This window comes from Bradyrhizobium sp. STM 3843 (genome assembly GCF_000239815.1).
Lineage (GTDB): Bacteria > Pseudomonadota > Alphaproteobacteria > Rhizobiales > Xanthobacteraceae > Bradyrhizobium.
Genome location: NZ_CAFK01000095.1, coordinates 1 through 16,372, shown reverse-complemented (window position 1 = coordinate 16,372; position 16,372 = coordinate 1). Strand labels below are relative to the sequence as shown.

Genomic DNA, 16,372 nt, shown 5'->3' with positions numbered 1-16,372 from the left:
GGCCGAAGGACCCGGACGTGCAGCGCCGCAAGGCGGCCGCAGCCGCCCGCAAGAAGGACAACAAGGACCCGGTCGCAGCGGCCCGCCCGCTGACGCCGGCTGAAATGAAGGTCGGGACGACCGCGCCGGAAAAGAAAAGCAACGATCCGATCCAGCCCGGCGTGACCAACAACCCGATGCTGAGCCCGTCGCAGCTGGGCTTCAAGGGCGGCCTGTTCGGCATGTTCAAGGGCAACGATACCGAGAGCAAGCCGTTCACCAACGAGCCGACGCGCGAAAGCCTGACCCAGCCGCCGCCCGGCTATCAGACGCCGTCGTCGAACTATGCCTATGGCACCGGGCCGATGGAACCGCTCGACGCCAAGCACTTCGACATCCAGTCCGGCAAGGAGAGGTGACGCGGCGCCGGCGATCTCCGCATTGACCGGGGTCGTCTGCGTTATTGCCGATTACGAAAAATTCAGGAATTGGGCGGCGCTTATGTCCCGTCTTCGAATTGATGCGCGTCCGAGCGGCAATTCGAAGACCAAGAACACCAGCATTTCCATCGCTGCTTTGTGACAGCAGCGCATTTTTCGTGCGGTATAGCATGCCGCCGCCCGGTCCGGACATGAGTGTCCGGCTTTCAGAAGGAACGTAATGTCCTCCCTCAGAACGTCCTCCCATCACTTCATGTCCATTGCCGCCGCCCTGCTCTGCCTCTTCGCGGCCTCGGTCAGCGCATCGGCGCAGGCCACGTTTGCCTCGGAACCTCCCGCCAGCTTCACGCTGCCGAATGGCCTGCAGGTCGTGGTGATTCAGGACCACCGCACCCCGGTGGTCACGCAGATGATCTGGTACCGGGTCGGCTCGGCCGACGAGACGCCCGGCAAGTCCGGGCTGGCGCATTTCCTCGAACATCTGATGTTCAAGGGCACGCAAAAACATCCAGCGGGCGAGTTCTCGCAGACCGTGCTGCGCATCGGCGGCAATGAGAACGCCTTCACCTCCGTCGACTACACCGGCTATTTCCAGCGGGTGCCGCGCGACCAGCTCGCCAAGATGATGGAGTTCGAGGCCGATCGGATGACCGGGCTGGTGCTGAAGGACGAGAACGTACTGCCCGAGCGCGACGTCGTGCTCGAAGAGTACAACATGCGCGTTGCCAACAATCCGGAGGCTCGGCTCAACGAGCAGATCATGGCCGCGCTCTATCTCAACCATCCGTACGGCCGGCCGGTGATCGGCTGGAAGCCTGAGATCGAGAAGCTCGGCCGCGAGGACGCGCTCGCCTTCTATCGCCGCTTCTACGCGCCCAACAATGCGACCCTGGTGATTGCCGGCGACACCGACGTCAACGAAGTGCGCCCGATGGTCGAAGCGACCTTCGCCAAGGTCCCGGCGCAGCCCGATATCCCGGCGCGGCGCATCCGCCCGCAGGAGCCCGAACCGGTGGCGCCGCGCACCGTCACGCTCGCCGACCCGCGTGTCGAGCAGCCCTCGATGCAGCGCTTCTATCTGGTGCCGTCGGCGACGACCGCGGCACCGGGCGAGGCTGCTGCGCTCGACGTGCTGGCCCAGCTGATGGGCAGCGGCAGCAACTCCTATCTTTACCGTGCGCTGGTGGTCGACAAGCCGCTCGCGGTGAGCGCCAGCGCCTCCTATCAGGGCACCTCGCTCGACCCGACCCAGTTCTCGATTGCGGTCTCACCCAGATCCGGCGTCGATTTCGCGCAGGTCGAGTCCGTGGTCGACCGCGTGATCGCCGAGTTGGCGCAGAACCCAGCGCGTGCCGAGGATCTCGAACGCGTCAAGACCCAGCTGGTGGCGGAGGCGATCTACGCCCAGGACAACCAGGCGACGATGGCCCGCTGGTATGGCGGCGGCCTCACCACAGGCCTGAGCATCGAGGACATCCGAAGCTGGCCGGACCGCATCAAGGCGGTCACCGCCGAGCAGGTGCGCGCGGCCGCGCAGAAATGGCTGCAGAAGACGCGCTCCGTCACCGGCTATCTCATCAAGGACAATTCGGCCAAGCGCGAGGAGAAGCGTTCGTGAGCCAGACCACCACTTTCGCCCGCCGCTTCGCCTGCGCGCTCATTGTCGCCACCGCCGCGCTGACCGTATCGCCGGCCGCGCAAGCGGCAACCAAGATCCAGCATCTGATCTCGCCCGGCGGGATCGAGGCCTGGTTCGTGCAGGACTCCACGGTCCCGCTGATCGCAATGGAATATGCCTTCGGCGGCGGCGCCTCGCAGGACCCGGCCGACAAGCCCGGCGTCAGCAACCTGGTGGCCAGCCTGCTCGACGAGGGCTCCGGCGACCTCGATTCGAAGACGTATCACGAACGGCTCGATCGCCGCGCGATCGAATTGAGCTTTTCGACCTCGCGCGATCAGCTCCGCGGCTCGCTGCGGATGCTCCGCGACAACAGGGATGAGGCGTTCGATCTGCTGCGGATGGCGCTGACCTCGGCGCATTTCGACAGCGTCGACGTCGAGCGTATCCGCTCCCAGGTGATCTCGAACCTGCGGCGCGAAAGCAGCAATCCGTCGGCGCTGGCGGGACGCAAATTTCTCGAGCTTGCCTTCCCCGGCCATCCCTACGGCCGTCCGGCCAGCGGCACGATCGAAAGCGTTCCGACCATCACCATTGACGACCTCAAGGATTATACCCGCCACGTGCTCGCCAAGGACACGCTGAAGCTCGCCGTGGTCGGCGATGTCGATCCGGCGACGCTCGGCAAGCTGCTCGATCAGACCTTTGGCGCGCTGCCCGCCAAGGCAAGCCTGACCCCCGTGCCTGATGTTGTCGCGACCAAGCCGCCGCAGCGCGTGCAGGTCACCCTCGACGTGCCGCAGACCGTGATCACCTTCGGCGGCCCCGGCATCTCCCGCCACGATCCGCAGTTCATGGCCGCCTATGTCGTGAACCATATTCTCGGCGGCGGCGGCCTGTCGTCGCGGCTCTATCACGAGGTGCGCGAGAAGCGCGGGCTCGCCTATTCAGTTTACGACGCGTTGGTCTGGATGGACCATTCGGCGCTCTTCATCGGCAATACCGGCACCCGCTCCGACCGCGCCGGCGAGACCATCGATGCCGTGGACCGCGAGATCCGCCGCATCGCCGAGGAAGGCCCGACCCAGAACGAGCTCGACGAAGCCAAGTCCTACATCAACGGCTCCCAGATGCTGGCGCTCGACACCTCATCGAAACTCGCCCAGGCGCTGCTGCAGTATCAGCTCGACAAGATGCCGATCGACTACATCGAGAAGCGCAGCGAGATCGTCAACGCGGTGACGCTGGAGGACGCCAAGGCCGTCGCCAAGCGGCTGTGGAGCCAGGGCCTCCTGACCGTGGTGGTCGGCCGCACGCCGCAGGCCGCGGCGCAGCCTGCAGCGGCAACCGCGCCGGCGGTGAAGGCGAATTAAGCCGCCCAATCTCAGACGCTGCGAATTGAGCTTAGCCCTGCCGTCATCGGCAGGGCTATTGCTTATGGCCCAATGTCCCCATGGTTCGAGACGCGCCGCAAGCGGCGCTCCTCACCATGAGGGTGTGGGATCGCCCCGTCCTCCGAACTGCTCCCTGAGCGTATGGGTCCCGGCTCAAGGCCCGGGACGCCAGCGAAGTTTTTGATTTCTGACCCGGGGCCAACTCGCTCCAACGATCCAGACCCGCGCGTACCGGACCTAAACCCGGTATGGTGCGCACCGAATCCCTGTTTCCTGGTGCCCCATGCTGCGGATTGCCCGCGACCTCGTCATCGACGAGAACGACATCGAGATCTCTTTCGTTCGCGCCTCCGGTCCGGGCGGGCAGAACGTCAACAAGCTGTCGACCGCGGCGCAGCTGCGCTTCGATGCGAGCCGCCTGCCCTTGCCCGAAGACGCCGCAGCGAGGCTGGAGCGGCTCGCCGGCCAGCGCATGACCAAGAACGGCGTCATCGTGATCCAGGCGGACCGCTTCCGCACCCAGGAGCGCAACCGTGCCGACGCGATCGAGCGACTGGTCACGCTGCTGCGCGAAGCCATGGTGCGGCCGAAGGTGCGCCGCCCGACCCGGCCGACGCTCGGCTCCAAGCAGCGCCGGCTGGAAGGCAAGAAGCGTCGTGGCGACATCAAGGCCGGACGCGGGGCGAGAAGGTTTGATGATTAGAGGTGAATGCATTTGAGGGTCGAGCGCAGAGCGCGGTGCGCTCCCTCTCCCCATTCGTCGCGTCCCCGCTTGCGGGGAGATGTTGCAGCCAGCCCGGCCCCCTTTGTTCTCCTCTGAAACAGCCCGCTACTACCACGGCGGATTCGCTGCGACCTAGTCTCATCCTAAATGATGGGATGGTCGATGTCGGTACGGTGCGCAACGCGACGAAGCGGATTTGCATTCGGCCTTGGATGTTGCGGCGCAATACTGCTCGCGGGCGTCGCATCTGCCCAAATGCCCTTGCCCGCGCCGAAACCCGTCGATGGCGCAACGCTGTTCAAGCAGCAATGTGGTGTCTGCCATACCACGAACGTCTCCGAGCCGATGCGCCAGGGACCTCCGCTCGTCGGCGTGATCGGGCGCCGCGCCGGCAGCTTCGAAGGCTTCCACTACTCGGCGGGGTTCGCCAAGGCTGATTTCGCCTGGGACGACGCGAAGCTCGATAGCTGGCTCACCAACCCGCAAGAGACGATTCCAGGCGCCGTGATGGCTTACCGCCAAGCCAAGCCGGAGGTCCGCGCCGCCATCATCACTTATCTGAAGGAGCTGAAATAACATGGCCAAACCGGTTCATTCGATGATCCGTGTGTTCGACGAGGCGAAATCGCTCGACTTCTACAAGCGCGCCTTTGGCCTCGAGATCGCAGATCATCTGAGATTCGACGATTTTGCGCTGATCTATCTGCGCCACCCGTCCTCGCCGTTCGAAGTCGAGCTGACGGTCAACTACGATCGCAAGGAGCCCTATGCGCTCGGCGACGGCTACGGCCATCTCGCCGTCGTTGTCGACGATCTCGACGCCGAGCACGCCCGCTTCGAGCGCGAGCAACTCGCGCCCGGCCCCTTGCGCGACTTCAAGCACAAGGGCGCGACGCTGGCGCGCTTCTTCTTCGTCAGCGATCCCGACGGCTACAAGATCGAGGTGATCCAGCGCGGCGGGCGCTTCGGCTGAGAACAACAATCGCACAACAAAATCAAACGGAGGAAACCCATGAGAGAAGTCGATCCCCGCAGCAAATATGACCGCCGCGTCTTTCTCAAAGGTGCGGCAGCGACCGTCCCTGCCGTTGCGGTCGCCACCAGCACCGGTCTCGGCGTCACCGACGCCTGGGCCGAGGACGCCAAGGCGCTGTCGCCGGCGACATTGAAGACGCTGGTGAAGGTCGCGCGTGACATCTATCCGCACGACATCCTCGCCGACCGCTACTACATCGTCGCAGTCAAGCCCTGGGACGGCAAGGCGGCGGAAGACGCTGCGGTCAAGAGCATGATCAATGACGGCGTCGCCCGGCTCGATCAGGATGCGCGCGACCGCCACAAGGTCGCTTATATCGACGTACCCTGGGAGGCAGATCGCGTCGCACTGCTGCAAGGCATCGAGCGGACCGCCTTCTTCACGGCGATCCGCAGCGACCTCGTCGTCTCGCTCTACAATCAGAAAGAGGTCTGGCCGAAATTCGGCTACGAGGGCTCCTCCGCCGAGCATGGCGGCTACATCAACCGCGGCTTTTCCGACATCGACTGGCTGCCGAAAGCCTGACGCCGGCAAAGAACCATCAAACGCGGAGGAAACCACAATGGCGAAATTCGATCAGAACGATTCAAGCGTGGTCGTCATCATCGGCTCCGGCGCTGGCGGCGGCACGCTCGGCAACGAGCTCGCGCAGAAGGGCATCAAGGTCGTCATTCTCGAAGCGGGAGACCGCTACGAGATTCCCGACTTCATCAACGATGAATGGGACAGCTTCACCCAGCTCGCCTGGAAGGACATGCGCACGACATCAGGGACATGGCGGGTCCATCAGGACTTTCCGAACCTGCCGGCCTGGATCGTCAAGGCGGTCGGTGGCTCGACTGTGCATTGGGCCGGTGCCTCGCTGCGCTTCGACGAGCATGAGTTCAAGGCCAGGACCACCTACGGCGCGGTGCCCGGCGCCAACCTGATGGACTGGCCGGTCACGCTGGCCGAGATGGAGCCATGGTACGCCAAGGCCGAGTTCAAGATGGGCGTCACCCGCACCAACGGCATTCCAGGGCTGCCCGGCAACAACAATTTCAAGGTGCTGGAGGCCGGCGCCAAGCGGCTCGGCTACAAGACCGTGCACACCGGCAACATGGCGATCAATTCCGAGCCGCGTGATGGCCGCGGCAGCTGCCAGCAGATCGGCTTCTGCTTCCAGGGCTGCAAGTCCGGCGCCAAATGGTCGACGCTCTACACCGAGATTCCGAAGGGCGAGGCCACCGGCAATCTCGAGGTCAGGCCCAACAGCATGGCGATCAAGATCGAGCACGATGCCTCGGGCAAGGTCACCGGCGTGGTCTATGCCGACGGCCAAGGGCAGATGCAGTTGCAGAAGGCGCGCGTGGTCGCCGTGGCCGGCAATTCGATCGAGAGCCCGCGGCTGCTGCTCAACAGCGCCTCCAACCTGTTCCCCGACGGGCTTGCCAACTCATCGGGCCAGGTCGGCCGCAACTACATGCGGCACATGACCGGCAGCGTCTATGCGAGCTTCGAGCAGCCGGTGCACATGTATCGCGGCACCACGATGGCTGGCATCATCCGTGACGAGGCCGCGCACAATCCGAAACGCGGCTTCGTCGGCGGCTATGAGATGGAGACGCTGTCGCTCGGGCTGCCCTTCATGGCCGCCTTCCTCAATCCGGGTGCCTGGGGCCGCAGCTTCACCGCGGCGATGGAGACCTATCCGCGGATGGCCGGCATGTGGCTGGTCGGCGAGGACATGCCGCAGGAGACCAACCGCATCACGCTCGATCCGACCGCCAAGGACAAGTTCGGCATGCCGGTCGCATCCGTGCATTTCGACGACCATCCGAATGACCTCGCCATGCGCGCACATGCCTACAAGCAAGGTGCCGCGGTCTATGAGGCGGTCGGGGCCACCGTGACCTACCCGACCACGCCCTACCCGTCGACGCATAATCTCGGCACCAACCGGATGAGCGAAAAGGCCAAGGACGGCGTCGTCAACAAGTTCGGCCAGACCCACGACATCAAGAACCTGTTCGTCTCCGACGGCAGCCAGTTCACGTCAGGTGCAGCATGCAACCCGACGCTTACGATCGTGGCGCTCGCGATCCGCCAGGCCGACACCATCGCCGGCATGATGCAGAAGAAGGAGATTTGACAAGCTAATCGCGGCGTTAAGCCTTCTCGCCGCATCACCGGTCAGCGCCTCTCCCCGCTTGCGGGGGGAGGCAGACAGCGAGTTCGAGGCTACTCCGCCGCGTCCAAGATCGCAGCCTCGGCGTTATGGAAGTCGGGCATCGCGGCCGTGGTCTTCGCGCGATAGATCAGGCACGAGCAGCGCAGCAGCGAGGCGAAGTTCTTGACCTCGCCATGATGGTCGAGCACTTCGCTGTAGAGCGTGGTGAGGAATTTGCCGAGGCTCATGCCCTCCTTCGCCGCGATCTCCTCCAGCGTGTCCCAGAACGCCAATTCGAGCCGGATCGAGGTGCAGTGACCGCCGATCCGCAAAGACCGGGTCTGCGATTCATAGTCGCGTTGCGGCTGGTGGGCGAACAGATGGCACATGGTTCCCTCCCGGCGGATTGCTGTTTTTCGAAACGATATACCCGCTCCCAGCCCCTCACAATCCCGTCGGACGGCGCGCTATCGGTCTCCGGAACCGAATGGAAGCGGGCGCTCGGGGCCATAATTGTGGCATGCCGCGCGGTGGAGAAGGCACATTTGGCTGCATCCGCGGGCGGCCATCATGGCTACAATGGGCGCTCTTTCGAATCGCAGTGCAGCATTTGTCCATGCCCGTCCGCCAGCTTCCCGAACAGGTCATCAACCGCATCGCCGCCGGCGAGGTGGTCGAACGTCCCGCGAGCGTCGTCAAGGAGCTGGTCGAGAATGCCATCGATGCCGGTGCGAGCCGGATCGACATCTTCACCGACGGCGGCGGCCGCCGTCGCATCGGCATCACCGACGACGGGGGCGGCATGACCGCGGCCGATCTCGCGCTCGCGGTCGAGCGCCACGCCACCTCCAAGCTCGACGATGAGGACCTGCTGCAGATCAGAACGCTCGGCTTCCGCGGCGAGGCGCTGCCCTCGATCGGCTCGGTGGCGCGGCTCTCGATCACCACGCGCCACAAGAGCGAGCCCCATGCCTGGGCGCTGTCGGTCGACGGCGGAGTGAAGTCCGACGTCGTGCCGGCGGCCCTGAACCGGGGCACGAGAGTCGAGGTCAGCGACCTCTTCCACGCCACGCCGGCGCGGCTGAAATTCCTGAAAACCGACCGCACCGAGGCGGAGGCGATCCGCGAAGTGGTACGGCGGCTGGCGATGGCGCGGCCTGACATCGCGTTCACGCTGGCCGGCGAGGAGCGCGCCCCGGTGACCTGGGCAGCCGCGCTGCCCGGCGCGCCGGGCCGGCTGACGCGGCTCGGCGACATCCTCGGTGCGGACTTCCGCAGCCACGCGATCGAGGTGCGGAGCGAACGCGACGGCGTCGTGGTCGAGGGCTTTGCCGCGGCCCCCGCGCTGACCCGTGCCAACGCGCTCGGCCAATATCTCTTCGTCAACGGCCGTCCGGTGCGCGACAAGCTGATCCTGGGCGCGGTGCGCGCGGCCTATGCGGATTATCTGCCGCGCGACCGCCATCCGGTGGTGGCGCTGTTCGTCACGCTCGATTCCCGCGAGGTCGACGCCAATGTGCACCCCGCCAAGACCGAGGTGCGCTTCCGCAATGCCGGCCTGGTGCGCGCGCTGATCGTGCATGCGCTGAAGGAAGGGCTTGCCCGCGAGGGGCGGCGCACCGCGGCCAATGATGGCGGCGCCACCATCACCGCGTTCCGCCCGGCCGTCGTGCCGCCGGCACCGCGCCCGAGCAATTGGGACTGGCGCAATTCACCGTCCTTCCCGGTGGGCCCGATGGCCGCGCTGGCCGGTGCCGCGGCAAATGCCTTTGCCGAAGCGGGCCAGGCCGCGTTCGATGTCGGTGCGCCGACCGCCGATGCGCGGCTGCATGAGCAGCCGGCCCCCAGCGATCTGCTCGACCGGCCGCTGGGCGCGGCGCGCACGCAGATCCACGACACCTATGTCGTTGCCCAGACCCGCGACGGGCTCGTGATCGTCGACCAGCACGCCGCGCATGAGCGCATCGTCTACGAGCGGCTGAAGGCCTCGCTGGCCGAGCACGGCGTGCAGCGGCAGATCCTGTTGATTCCCGACATCGTCGAGCTGGACGAGGCGACGGTCGAGCAGCTGCTCAGCCGCGCCGAAGAACTGGCCTCATTTGGGCTAGCGATCGAATCGTTCGGCCCGGGCGCAGTCGCGGTGCGCGAGACGCCATCCCTGCTCGGCAAAATCGACGCGGCGGCGCTGCTGCGCGATCTCGCCGAGCATATGGAGGAATGGGGCGAGGCGCTGCCGCTGGAGCGACGCCTGATGCATGTCGCTGCCACCATGGCCTGCCACGGCTCGGTGCGCGCCGGGCGACGGCTCAAGCCGGAGGAGATGAACGCGCTGCTCCGCGAGATGGAGGAGACGCCGAACTCCGGCCAGTGCAATCACGGCCGACCGACCTATGTCGAGCTGAAGCTGTCGGACATCGAGAAGCTGTTCGGCCGGAGGTAGGCACGCTGCGCAACTCATTCGGTCGTCATGCCCCGCTTCAGGCGGGGCATCCAGTATTCCACAGACGTCAGCGCTGCTCACAAGCGGCGCGGCGTACTGGATCGGCCGCTTTCGCGGACGATGACGGTGGAGGAGACGGAGAGATTGCAACCCGCCTCACGGGCCGCGCAGGAACACGAATTCGGTGTCGTCATAGGCGCGGCGCTCGAGCTCCGCAAAGCCACCCGGAGCATTGAAGGCGGCGGCCTTGGCTTCCTCGATCACGAGCAGCGCATTTGGCGACAACCAGCCGCCCTCGCGCAGCGAGGCAAGCGCCTTCTCGGCGAGCCCCTTCCCGTAGGGCGGATCGAGAAAGATCAGCGAAAACGGCTCGACCGGGTGCGCGGGGCCAAGATTGGTGGCATCACGGCGATAGACCTTGCTGACGCCACCGAGCGCGAGCGCCTCGACATTGTTGCGCAACAGCGCCCGCGCCTCGGCGCCATTGTCGACGAACAGCGCAAAGGCCGCACCGCGCGAGATCGCCTCGATGCCGAGCGCGCCGGTGCCGGCAAAGAGATCGAGCACCCGCGCGCCTTCGATGGGATTGTCGTAGGCATGCACGAGGATATTGAAGAGCGACTCGCGCAGGCGATCCTGGGTTGGGCGAATGTTGCGCGAGGTGGGCGAGGCAATGTTGCGGCCCTTCAGCCGCCCTCCGACGACGCGCATTTACACCCTACTCGTCCCGGGGCGCCAGATCGCGCTTGCCGTGATAGCCACGCTTCGGCCGCCGCGGCGGCCCCGGAAAGCGTGCTTCCGCCTCGTGGCGGGCGCGTGCCTCCTCGCTGCCGGTCCGCTGCACCAGCACGCGGCGGCCTTTGCGATCGGCGACCACCTCGCGCTTCGGTTTCGGCTTGGGGGCCGGCAGCGGCTCGCGCTCGCCGCGCCCCGGCTTGCTCTCAGCCGCCGGACCGAAATCAGCGCCCGCCTGCGCGATCACCTTCTCGCCGAGTTGCTCACGCAAGACCCGCGACTTGATCTCCTGCACCTCGCCCTCGGCGATCTCGCCGAGCTGGAACGGCCCGTAGGAGACGCGGATCAGCCGGTTGACCTCGAGCCCGAGATGGCCGAGTACGTTGCGCACCTCGCGGTTCTTGCCTTCGCGGATTGCCACCACCAGCCAGACATTGGCGCCCTGGTCACGTTCGAGCGTGGCTTCGATCGGCCCGTATTTGACGCCATCGACCTCGACGCCTGCGGCGAGTTGGTCGAGCTGCGCCTGCGTCACCTCGCCATGGGCGCGGACCCGGTAGCGGCGCAGCCAGCCGGTTTCCGGCAATTCCAGCACCCGCGCCAGCCCCCCGTCATTGGTGAGCAGCAGCAGCCCCTCGGTGTTGAAATCGAGACGGCCGATCGAGATCAGCCGCGGCAGGTCCTCCGGCAGGTTGTCGAACACGGTCGGCCGCCCCTCGGGATCGCTGTGGGTCGTCATCAGGCCACGCGGCTTGTGATAGAGGAACAGCCGGGTCCGCTCGCGCTCGGGCAACGGCTGGCCGTCGACCTGGATCACGTCGTTCTCGGTGACGTCGAGCGCCGGCGAATTGATGACGCGGCCGTTCACGGTGACGCGGCCCTGCGTGATCATCTCCTCGGCGTCACGGCGCGAGGCAAGCCCCGCGCGCGCCACCACCTTGGCGATCCGCTCGCCGGTTTTCTTCGGCGCCACCGGCTCGGCCTGTGTACGCGCACTGCGCCTGTCGGTCTCGGGTTTGCGCTCGCGATAGGGCCCGCGACCGCCGAACGCCGGACGCTTGGCGAAAACCTTGCTGTCGTCCTCGTTGTCGCGGCGCGGACGATCGGAGAAGCGATCACCATCACGCCGCTCGCTGCGCGGATGCTCCTGCCAGTCGGTCCGCCCCTCGGGACGGCGGCGCGGACGATCGAAACTGCGCTCATCATCGCGATCGCGCGGACGATCGAACTTTGGCTTATCAAACTTGGGCCTGTCGAATTTGGGCCTGTCGAATTTGGGACGGTCCTCGCGCCCACGCTCGGAGCGCGGCCGGTCGAAACCGCGTCCGCCCTCGCGCGGAGGGCGCGCGCCGCGTTCAGGACGATCCTCGTCCGCGCCGCGCTTCTGCCACGGCTTGGTCTCGCCACGCGGTGGACGATCGCCAAATTCCTTGCGCGGGCCACGCGCTCCGGCACCGAACTTGCGCTCTCCACGATCGCCCTCGGCGCTACGCGAGAATTTCCTGTCGCCCCCGAATTTGCGCTCAGGCCGATCGCCGGTACGCGGCGGACGGTCGCCGAAGCTGCGCTCCGCGCGCGGACGGTCGCTGCGATCGCGGGAGCCTTCGCCGCGCGGCGCATAGGGGCGCTTGTCGCCGTCACGGTCTCTCGCGGCGTATGGCTTGCGCTCGCCGAACTTGCGGTCGGACGATCGTCCCGCCGGACGGGCCTCATCACGACCGGCGCGCGCCTTATACGGACGCTTCTCCCCACCACGCTCATCGCGGTCGAACTTCGGCCGGTCTCCGCGCGGCTTGAAGGCACGCTTGTCGCCGTCACCAGCTCGCGCCGGACGAGCGGCAAACGGCCGATCCCCGCGCGGACGCTCATCGCGGTTGAACCTCGGCTTATCGCCATAGGACTTGCGCGGCGCATCGCCATCGTCGCGCCGGCGCGGGGCACGGCCCTCGTCGAAGGAGCGCTTGCCCCTGCCGGCAGCTTCCTTGGCGCCAAAATCCTTGGCACCGAAGCCGCGCTTGGCGAACTTCTTGTCCGGTCCGCGCGCGGCGCCCGAGCGTCCCTTGCCACCTTCGGACCGCGCCCGCGGGGCGCGGTCACGGCGGCCACGGGAATCGTTGTCTTTATCGGTGTCGCGGGGCATGAAGGTCTCACTTTGAGGTGCAGGACGCGGGGTGATACGCGCGCTCTGAGCAGCGCATGTCACGCGGGAAATCGGGGTCCAGATTTGCTGAAGAGCGATCCAGTAGCAGACTTGTCCGGGCATTACGAGCCATGAACGCTCCTTCTTTCATGGATTTGGCTCTGAAAGCGGCCGAATCGGCCTCAATTTCCGGCGAGGTGCCGATCGGCTGCGTCGTGGTGCAGAACAACACAGTCATCGCGACCGCCGCCAACCGGACCCTGACCGACTGCGATCCGACCGCGCATGCAGAAATCCTGGCGCTGCGGCAGGCCGCGCAGGCGATCGGCAGCGAGCGGCTGATCGATTGCGACCTCTACGTCACCCTCGAGCCCTGCACGATGTGCGCCGGCGCGATCTCGTTCGCGCGCATCCGCCGGCTCTATTACGGCGCAGCCGATCCCAAAGGCGGCGCGGTGGAATCGGGCGTGCGCTTCTTTGCGTCGCCGACCTGCCATCACGTGCCGGAGGTCTATTCCGCAGTCGGCGAGCAGCAGGCGGCGACGCTGTTGAAGGAGTTCTTTAAGGCGCGGCGCTAGGTCGAGCCGGGACGCTATGGAGCGGCCGCAATGGCTTCGATCTCGATCACGAATTCCGGCCGTGCCAAGCCAGCCACCACGATCAGCGTCGTCGCCGGCGGCGTTCCCGGAAATTGCCGGTCGCGCGATCGCCTGTAGCCCTCCATGTGCTCGCGGGCCGTCACATAGACGCTGAGGCGGACGATGTTCTCCAGCTTCATTCCGTCTTCGGCCAGGATCGCCGCGAGATTTGCGAAGCAGATATCCGCCTGCGCTTCGCTGCCTGCCGGGATGACCTCATCAGGGCCGATGCCCAATTGTCCGGCAGTGATCACCAGCCGGTGGTCTGCCGGCACCGCGATCCCGTGACTATACCGTGCCAGGGGCGGTCGAATCGACGAGGGATTCAGTGCACGCATGGCGACCATCCTGAGTGGGCAAGGACTAGTGATACAACTTGATGTTAAGCGAAGCTAAGACGCAGCGTCAATGAGGTGACATTAACGTATCGGATGAATTGCCGATGATCTCCGAGGCAACGTCAGGCGCGAAGATATTTCCGGAACCACAACTGTCATCATCCGCGAAAGCGGATGATCCAGTACTCCCAGACGGCAGTGATTGATCGAGAGGCCGTGGCGTACCGGATGCCCCGCCTTCGCGGGCATGACGTCCACTCCTGACTACGGCTCCGAAAAAAACTCCCGCAGCAGCTTCGCCGTCGCGTCCGGATTCTCCTCGGTCAGGAAATGCCCGGAATCGACCGGGGCGCCGCGGACGTTGGTCGCCCATTTCTTCCAGGTGTCGAGCGGGGTCGCGGCGGCGCTGGCGATCCCGACGTCGCCCCATAGGGCAAGCATCGGGACGGTGATCTTCTTGCCCGCAGCGACGTCGGCCTTGTCGATCTCGTAGTCGGCATAAGCGCCGGCGCGATAGTCTTCACACATCGCATGAATGCGCGCGGGGTCGCGAAACGGCGCGAGATAGTGGCTCAGCGCGCGCGCATCGATCGCATCGAGCGTCTTTGACTTGGTCTGGCTCGCCATCTTCTGCTTCAGGAAGAACTCGCCGGCGCCGGAGATCAGGGTCTCGGGCAACGGATAAGGCTGCGCCAGGAAGGTCCAATGATAGATCTTCAGCGCGTAGGTGCGGTTGACGCGCTCCCAATAATCGTAGGTCGGCAGGATATCGAGCGTGGCGAGCTTGGATAGCCGTCCTGGATGGTCGAGCGCCAGGCGATAAGCGACGCGACCGCCGCGGTCGTGGCCGGCCAGCGCGAAATGAACGTGGCCGAGTTGCTCCATTGCTTCCACCATGGTTCTGGCCATGGCACGCTTGGTATAGGGCGTATGATCATGATCGCTGTCGGGCATGTCCGACCAGCCATAGCCGGGCAGGTCGGCAATGATCAGCGTGAATTGGTCGGCCAGCGCCGGCGCCACCCGATGCCACATGACGTGCGTTTCGGAAAAGCCGTGCAGCAGGAGCAGCGGCGGTCCGCTGCCGCCGACGCGGGCGAAGATTCGGCCGGACGAGGTGTTGATCCACTCGGAGGCATATCCTGGAAACAGGTCGGCGAGATCGGGCATGTGCGCCTCCCACTGCTGTCTTCCGGATCGACGCCCGGCGGCCGTCGTTCGGAATGCCGGAGCCTAGCCGGTGTTTTTTTCCAATGCCACGGCCTGCCAGGCGATATCGCGGCGGCAGAAGCCGTCCGGCCATTTGATCCGGTCGACCGCCTGATAGGCGCGCGCCTGCGCCTCGGTGACCGTGTTGCCGGCCGCGCAGACGTTGAGCACGCGCCCACCATTGGCGAGGACGGCGCCGTCCTTGGCGATGGTCCCGGCGTGAAAGATCTCGACGCCATCGACCTTGGCCGCATCCTCGAGCCCCTCGATGACGCCGCCTTTCTTGTAGTCGCCCGGATAGCCCTTCGCCGCCATCACCACCGTCACCGCAGGCTCGGGGAACCAGCGCAGGTCGAAATTCTTCAGCTGCCCGTCGCAGGCCGCAAGCATGGCCGGGACAAGGTCCGACATCATCCTGAGCATTAGCACCTGACATTCGGGATCGCCGAAGCGAACGTTGTATTCGAACAGCTTTGGCCCCTGCTCGGTCAGCATCAGCCCGGCGTAAAGAATGCCCGTGAACGGCGCGCCGCGCGTCTTCATGCCGGCAATGGTCGGCAGAATGATCCGATCCATGATCTGGTCGTGGATCTCAGCCGTCACGAACGGCGCCGGCGAATAGGCGCCCATGCCGCCGGTGTTCGGCCCTTCGTCATGGTCGAACACGCGCTTATGGTCCTGCGCCGAGGCCAGCGGAATCGCGGTCTCGCCGTCGCAGAGGGCAAAGAAGGAGACCTCTCGCCCCTCGAGAAACTCCTCGATCACGACCTCCGCGCCGGCGGCGCCGAAGCCGCCGCCGAACATCATCTCGATGGCAGCCTCAGCCTCGGCCAGTGTTTTCGCCACCACCACGCCCTTGCCGGCGGCAAGGCCATCGGCCTTGACCACGATCGGCGCGCCCTGCGCGCGCACATAGGCGAGCGCATCGGCGGCGTTGTTGAAGCGGCGATAGGCGCCGGTTGGAATGTTGAACTCGCGGCAGAGGTCCTTGGTAAAGCCCTTCGAGCCCTCGAGCTGGGCAGCCGACCGTTGCGGTCCGAACGCCTTGATCCCGGCGCGGTCGAGATCATCGACGATGCCAGCCGCAAGCGGCGTCTCGGGCCCGACCACGACGAGCTCGACCGCGTTGGCCCGGCAGAAATCGATCACGGCCGCATGGTCTGCCACGTCCAGCGCGACACATTCGGCCTCCTTGGCAATTCCCGCATTGCCCGGCGCGCACCACAATTTGGTGACCAGGGGGGACGCCGAAATCTTCCAGGCGAGGGCATGTTCACGGCCGCCGGAACCGATCAGGAGAATGTGCATATGTCGCGCCGTTACTGAAATTCAGGCCTCAGTGCGAAGCACGAAACGGCACGATCTCGCAAGGGCCCTCCCTTTCCACAGGGCCCGTCGGCGGTTCGCGGCAGAATATGATTGGCGGTGCCGGCACAAAATCCCTACCTTCGGGGCTGCTCCCACTCACGTCCGAATCAGTATCGATGCCACCAGCAGAAGCCTTGCCCAACGCGCCCGAATTTACCGTCTCC

General features: G+C 65.7%; 15 protein-coding genes and 1 pseudogene. 10 read left to right on the top strand and 6 right to left on the bottom strand.

Annotation, left to right across the window (positions count from 1 at the left end):
- From BRAS3843_RS12960 to BRAS3843_RS12925, 8 genes and pseudogenes are all read left to right on the top strand, one after another.
- Positions 1-398 (top strand): annotated as a pseudogene (locus BRAS3843_RS12960) (hypothetical protein); the annotation flags it as partial.
- Between the two features lie 274 nt (positions 399-672).
- Positions 673-2,037: a pitrilysin family protein gene (locus BRAS3843_RS12955; RefSeq protein WP_008969354.1), complete on the top strand. Its 1,365-nt coding sequence runs from the start codon at positions 673-675 to the stop codon at positions 2,035-2,037.
- Positions 2,034-3,410 (top strand): pitrilysin family protein, encoded by a 1,377-nt coding sequence (locus BRAS3843_RS12950; RefSeq protein ID WP_008969353.1) that lies wholly within the window; start codon positions 2,034-2,036, stop codon positions 3,408-3,410. Before BRAS3843_RS12955 ends, BRAS3843_RS12950 begins: the two co-directional genes overlap by 4 nt.
- Positions 3,411-3,714: 304 nt before the next feature.
- Positions 3,715-4,134, top strand: a complete 420-nt coding sequence (gene arfB, locus BRAS3843_RS12945) for an alternative ribosome rescue aminoacyl-tRNA hydrolase ArfB (protein ID WP_008969352.1) — start codon at positions 3,715-3,717, stop codon at positions 4,132-4,134.
- A gap of 276 nt (positions 4,135-4,410) precedes the next feature.
- On the top strand, positions 4,411-4,731 hold the full coding sequence (locus tag BRAS3843_RS12940) for a c-type cytochrome (protein WP_008969351.1): 321 nt from the start codon (positions 4,411-4,413) through the stop codon (positions 4,729-4,731).
- A gap of 1 nt (position 4,732) precedes the next feature.
- Positions 4,733-5,128, top strand: coding sequence for a VOC family protein (locus tag BRAS3843_RS12935; protein WP_008969350.1), 396 nt, complete (start codon positions 4,733-4,735; stop codon positions 5,126-5,128).
- 39 nt (positions 5,129-5,167) lie between these two features.
- A complete protein-coding gene (locus BRAS3843_RS12930) occupies positions 5,168-5,716 on the top strand; it encodes a hypothetical protein (protein WP_008969349.1) in 549 nt (182 codons plus the stop codon).
- 37 nt (positions 5,717-5,753) lie between these two features.
- On the top strand, positions 5,754-7,322 hold the full coding sequence (locus tag BRAS3843_RS12925) for a GMC family oxidoreductase (RefSeq protein WP_008969348.1): 1,569 nt from the start codon (positions 5,754-5,756) through the stop codon (positions 7,320-7,322).
- A gap of 89 nt (positions 7,323-7,411) precedes the next feature.
- Here BRAS3843_RS12925 and BRAS3843_RS12920 read toward each other — a convergent pair whose 3' ends face one another.
- Entirely contained in the window at positions 7,412-7,729 is a 318-nt protein-coding gene (locus tag BRAS3843_RS12920) for a ribbon-helix-helix domain-containing protein (protein WP_008969347.1), read from the bottom strand.
- A gap of 227 nt (positions 7,730-7,956) precedes the next feature.
- Here BRAS3843_RS12920 and mutL point away from each other — a divergent pair, with 227 nt between their 5' ends.
- Positions 7,957-9,780: a DNA mismatch repair endonuclease MutL gene (gene mutL, locus BRAS3843_RS12915; RefSeq protein ID WP_008969346.1), complete on the top strand. Its 1,824-nt coding sequence runs from the start codon at positions 7,957-7,959 to the stop codon at positions 9,778-9,780.
- Positions 9,781-9,936: 156 nt separating this feature from the next.
- On the opposite strand, the gene rsmD is transcribed toward mutL, so the two are convergent.
- Together rsmD and BRAS3843_RS12905 are read right to left on the bottom strand one after the other, a co-directional pair.
- Positions 9,937-10,491: a 16S rRNA (guanine(966)-N(2))-methyltransferase RsmD gene (gene rsmD, locus BRAS3843_RS12910; protein ID WP_008969345.1), complete on the bottom strand. Its 555-nt coding sequence runs from the start codon at positions 10,489-10,491 to the stop codon at positions 9,937-9,939.
- 7 nt (positions 10,492-10,498) lie between these two features.
- A complete protein-coding gene (locus BRAS3843_RS12905; RefSeq protein ID WP_008969344.1) occupies positions 10,499-12,655 on the bottom strand; it encodes a pseudouridine synthase in 2,157 nt (718 codons plus the stop codon).
- A 131-nt stretch (positions 12,656-12,786) separates the two neighbouring features.
- Between BRAS3843_RS12905 and BRAS3843_RS12900 the strand changes: the two genes are divergently transcribed.
- A complete protein-coding gene (locus BRAS3843_RS12900) occupies positions 12,787-13,233 on the top strand; it encodes a nucleoside deaminase (protein ID WP_008969343.1) in 447 nt (148 codons plus the stop codon).
- Positions 13,234-13,247: 14 nt separating this feature from the next.
- Here BRAS3843_RS12900 and BRAS3843_RS12895 read toward each other — a convergent pair whose 3' ends face one another.
- The 3 genes from BRAS3843_RS12895 to purD form a co-directional block, all read right to left on the bottom strand.
- Complete coding sequence (locus BRAS3843_RS12895) at positions 13,248-13,631, bottom strand: RidA family protein (RefSeq protein WP_008969342.1); 384 nt, start codon at positions 13,629-13,631, stop codon at positions 13,248-13,250.
- Positions 13,632-13,895: 264 nt separating this feature from the next.
- Entirely contained in the window at positions 13,896-14,801 is a 906-nt protein-coding gene (locus tag BRAS3843_RS12890) for an alpha/beta hydrolase (protein ID WP_008969340.1), read from the bottom strand.
- A 63-nt stretch (positions 14,802-14,864) separates the two neighbouring features.
- Positions 14,865-16,148 carry a phosphoribosylamine--glycine ligase gene (gene purD, locus BRAS3843_RS12885; protein ID WP_008969339.1) on the bottom strand — a complete coding sequence of 428 codons (1,284 nt, stop codon included), beginning with the start codon at positions 16,146-16,148 and terminating at the stop codon, positions 14,865-14,867.
- Positions 16,149-16,372: the final 224 nt, after the last annotated feature.

What these genes read in the sequence shown, in the direction of transcription:
- rsmD (WP_008969345.1), bottom strand. Translation starts at nt 10,491, where the DNA reads ATGCGCGTCGTCGGAGGGCGGCTGAAGGGCCGCAACATTGCCTCGCCC.
- purD (WP_008969339.1), bottom strand. Translation starts at nt 16,148, where the DNA reads ATGCACATTCTCCTGATCGGTTCCGGCGGCCGTGAACATGCCCTCGCC.
- BRAS3843_RS12935 (WP_008969350.1), top strand. Translation starts at nt 4,733, where the DNA reads ATGGCCAAACCGGTTCATTCGATGATCCGTGTGTTCGACGAGGCGAAA.
- BRAS3843_RS12925 (WP_008969348.1), top strand. Translation starts at nt 5,754, where the DNA reads ATGGCGAAATTCGATCAGAACGATTCAAGCGTGGTCGTCATCATCGGC.
- BRAS3843_RS12890 (WP_008969340.1), bottom strand. Translation starts at nt 14,801, where the DNA reads ATGCCCGATCTCGCCGACCTGTTTCCAGGATATGCCTCCGAGTGGATC.
- arfB (WP_008969352.1), top strand. Translation starts at nt 3,715, where the DNA reads ATGCTGCGGATTGCCCGCGACCTCGTCATCGACGAGAACGACATCGAG.
- BRAS3843_RS12955 (WP_008969354.1), top strand. Translation starts at nt 673, where the DNA reads ATGTCCATTGCCGCCGCCCTGCTCTGCCTCTTCGCGGCCTCGGTCAGC.
- BRAS3843_RS12930 (WP_008969349.1), top strand. Translation starts at nt 5,168, where the DNA reads ATGAGAGAAGTCGATCCCCGCAGCAAATATGACCGCCGCGTCTTTCTC.
- BRAS3843_RS12940 (WP_008969351.1), top strand. Translation starts at nt 4,411, where the DNA reads ATGCCCTTGCCCGCGCCGAAACCCGTCGATGGCGCAACGCTGTTCAAG.
- mutL (WP_008969346.1), top strand. Translation starts at nt 7,957, where the DNA reads ATGCCCGTCCGCCAGCTTCCCGAACAGGTCATCAACCGCATCGCCGCC.
- BRAS3843_RS12900 (WP_008969343.1), top strand. Translation starts at nt 12,787, where the DNA reads ATGAACGCTCCTTCTTTCATGGATTTGGCTCTGAAAGCGGCCGAATCG.
- BRAS3843_RS12920 (WP_008969347.1), bottom strand. Translation starts at nt 7,729, where the DNA reads ATGTGCCATCTGTTCGCCCACCAGCCGCAACGCGACTATGAATCGCAG.
- BRAS3843_RS12905 (WP_008969344.1), bottom strand. Translation starts at nt 12,655, where the DNA reads ATGCCCCGCGACACCGATAAAGACAACGATTCCCGTGGCCGCCGTGAC.
- BRAS3843_RS12895 (WP_008969342.1), bottom strand. Translation starts at nt 13,631, where the DNA reads ATGCGTGCACTGAATCCCTCGTCGATTCGACCGCCCCTGGCACGGTAT.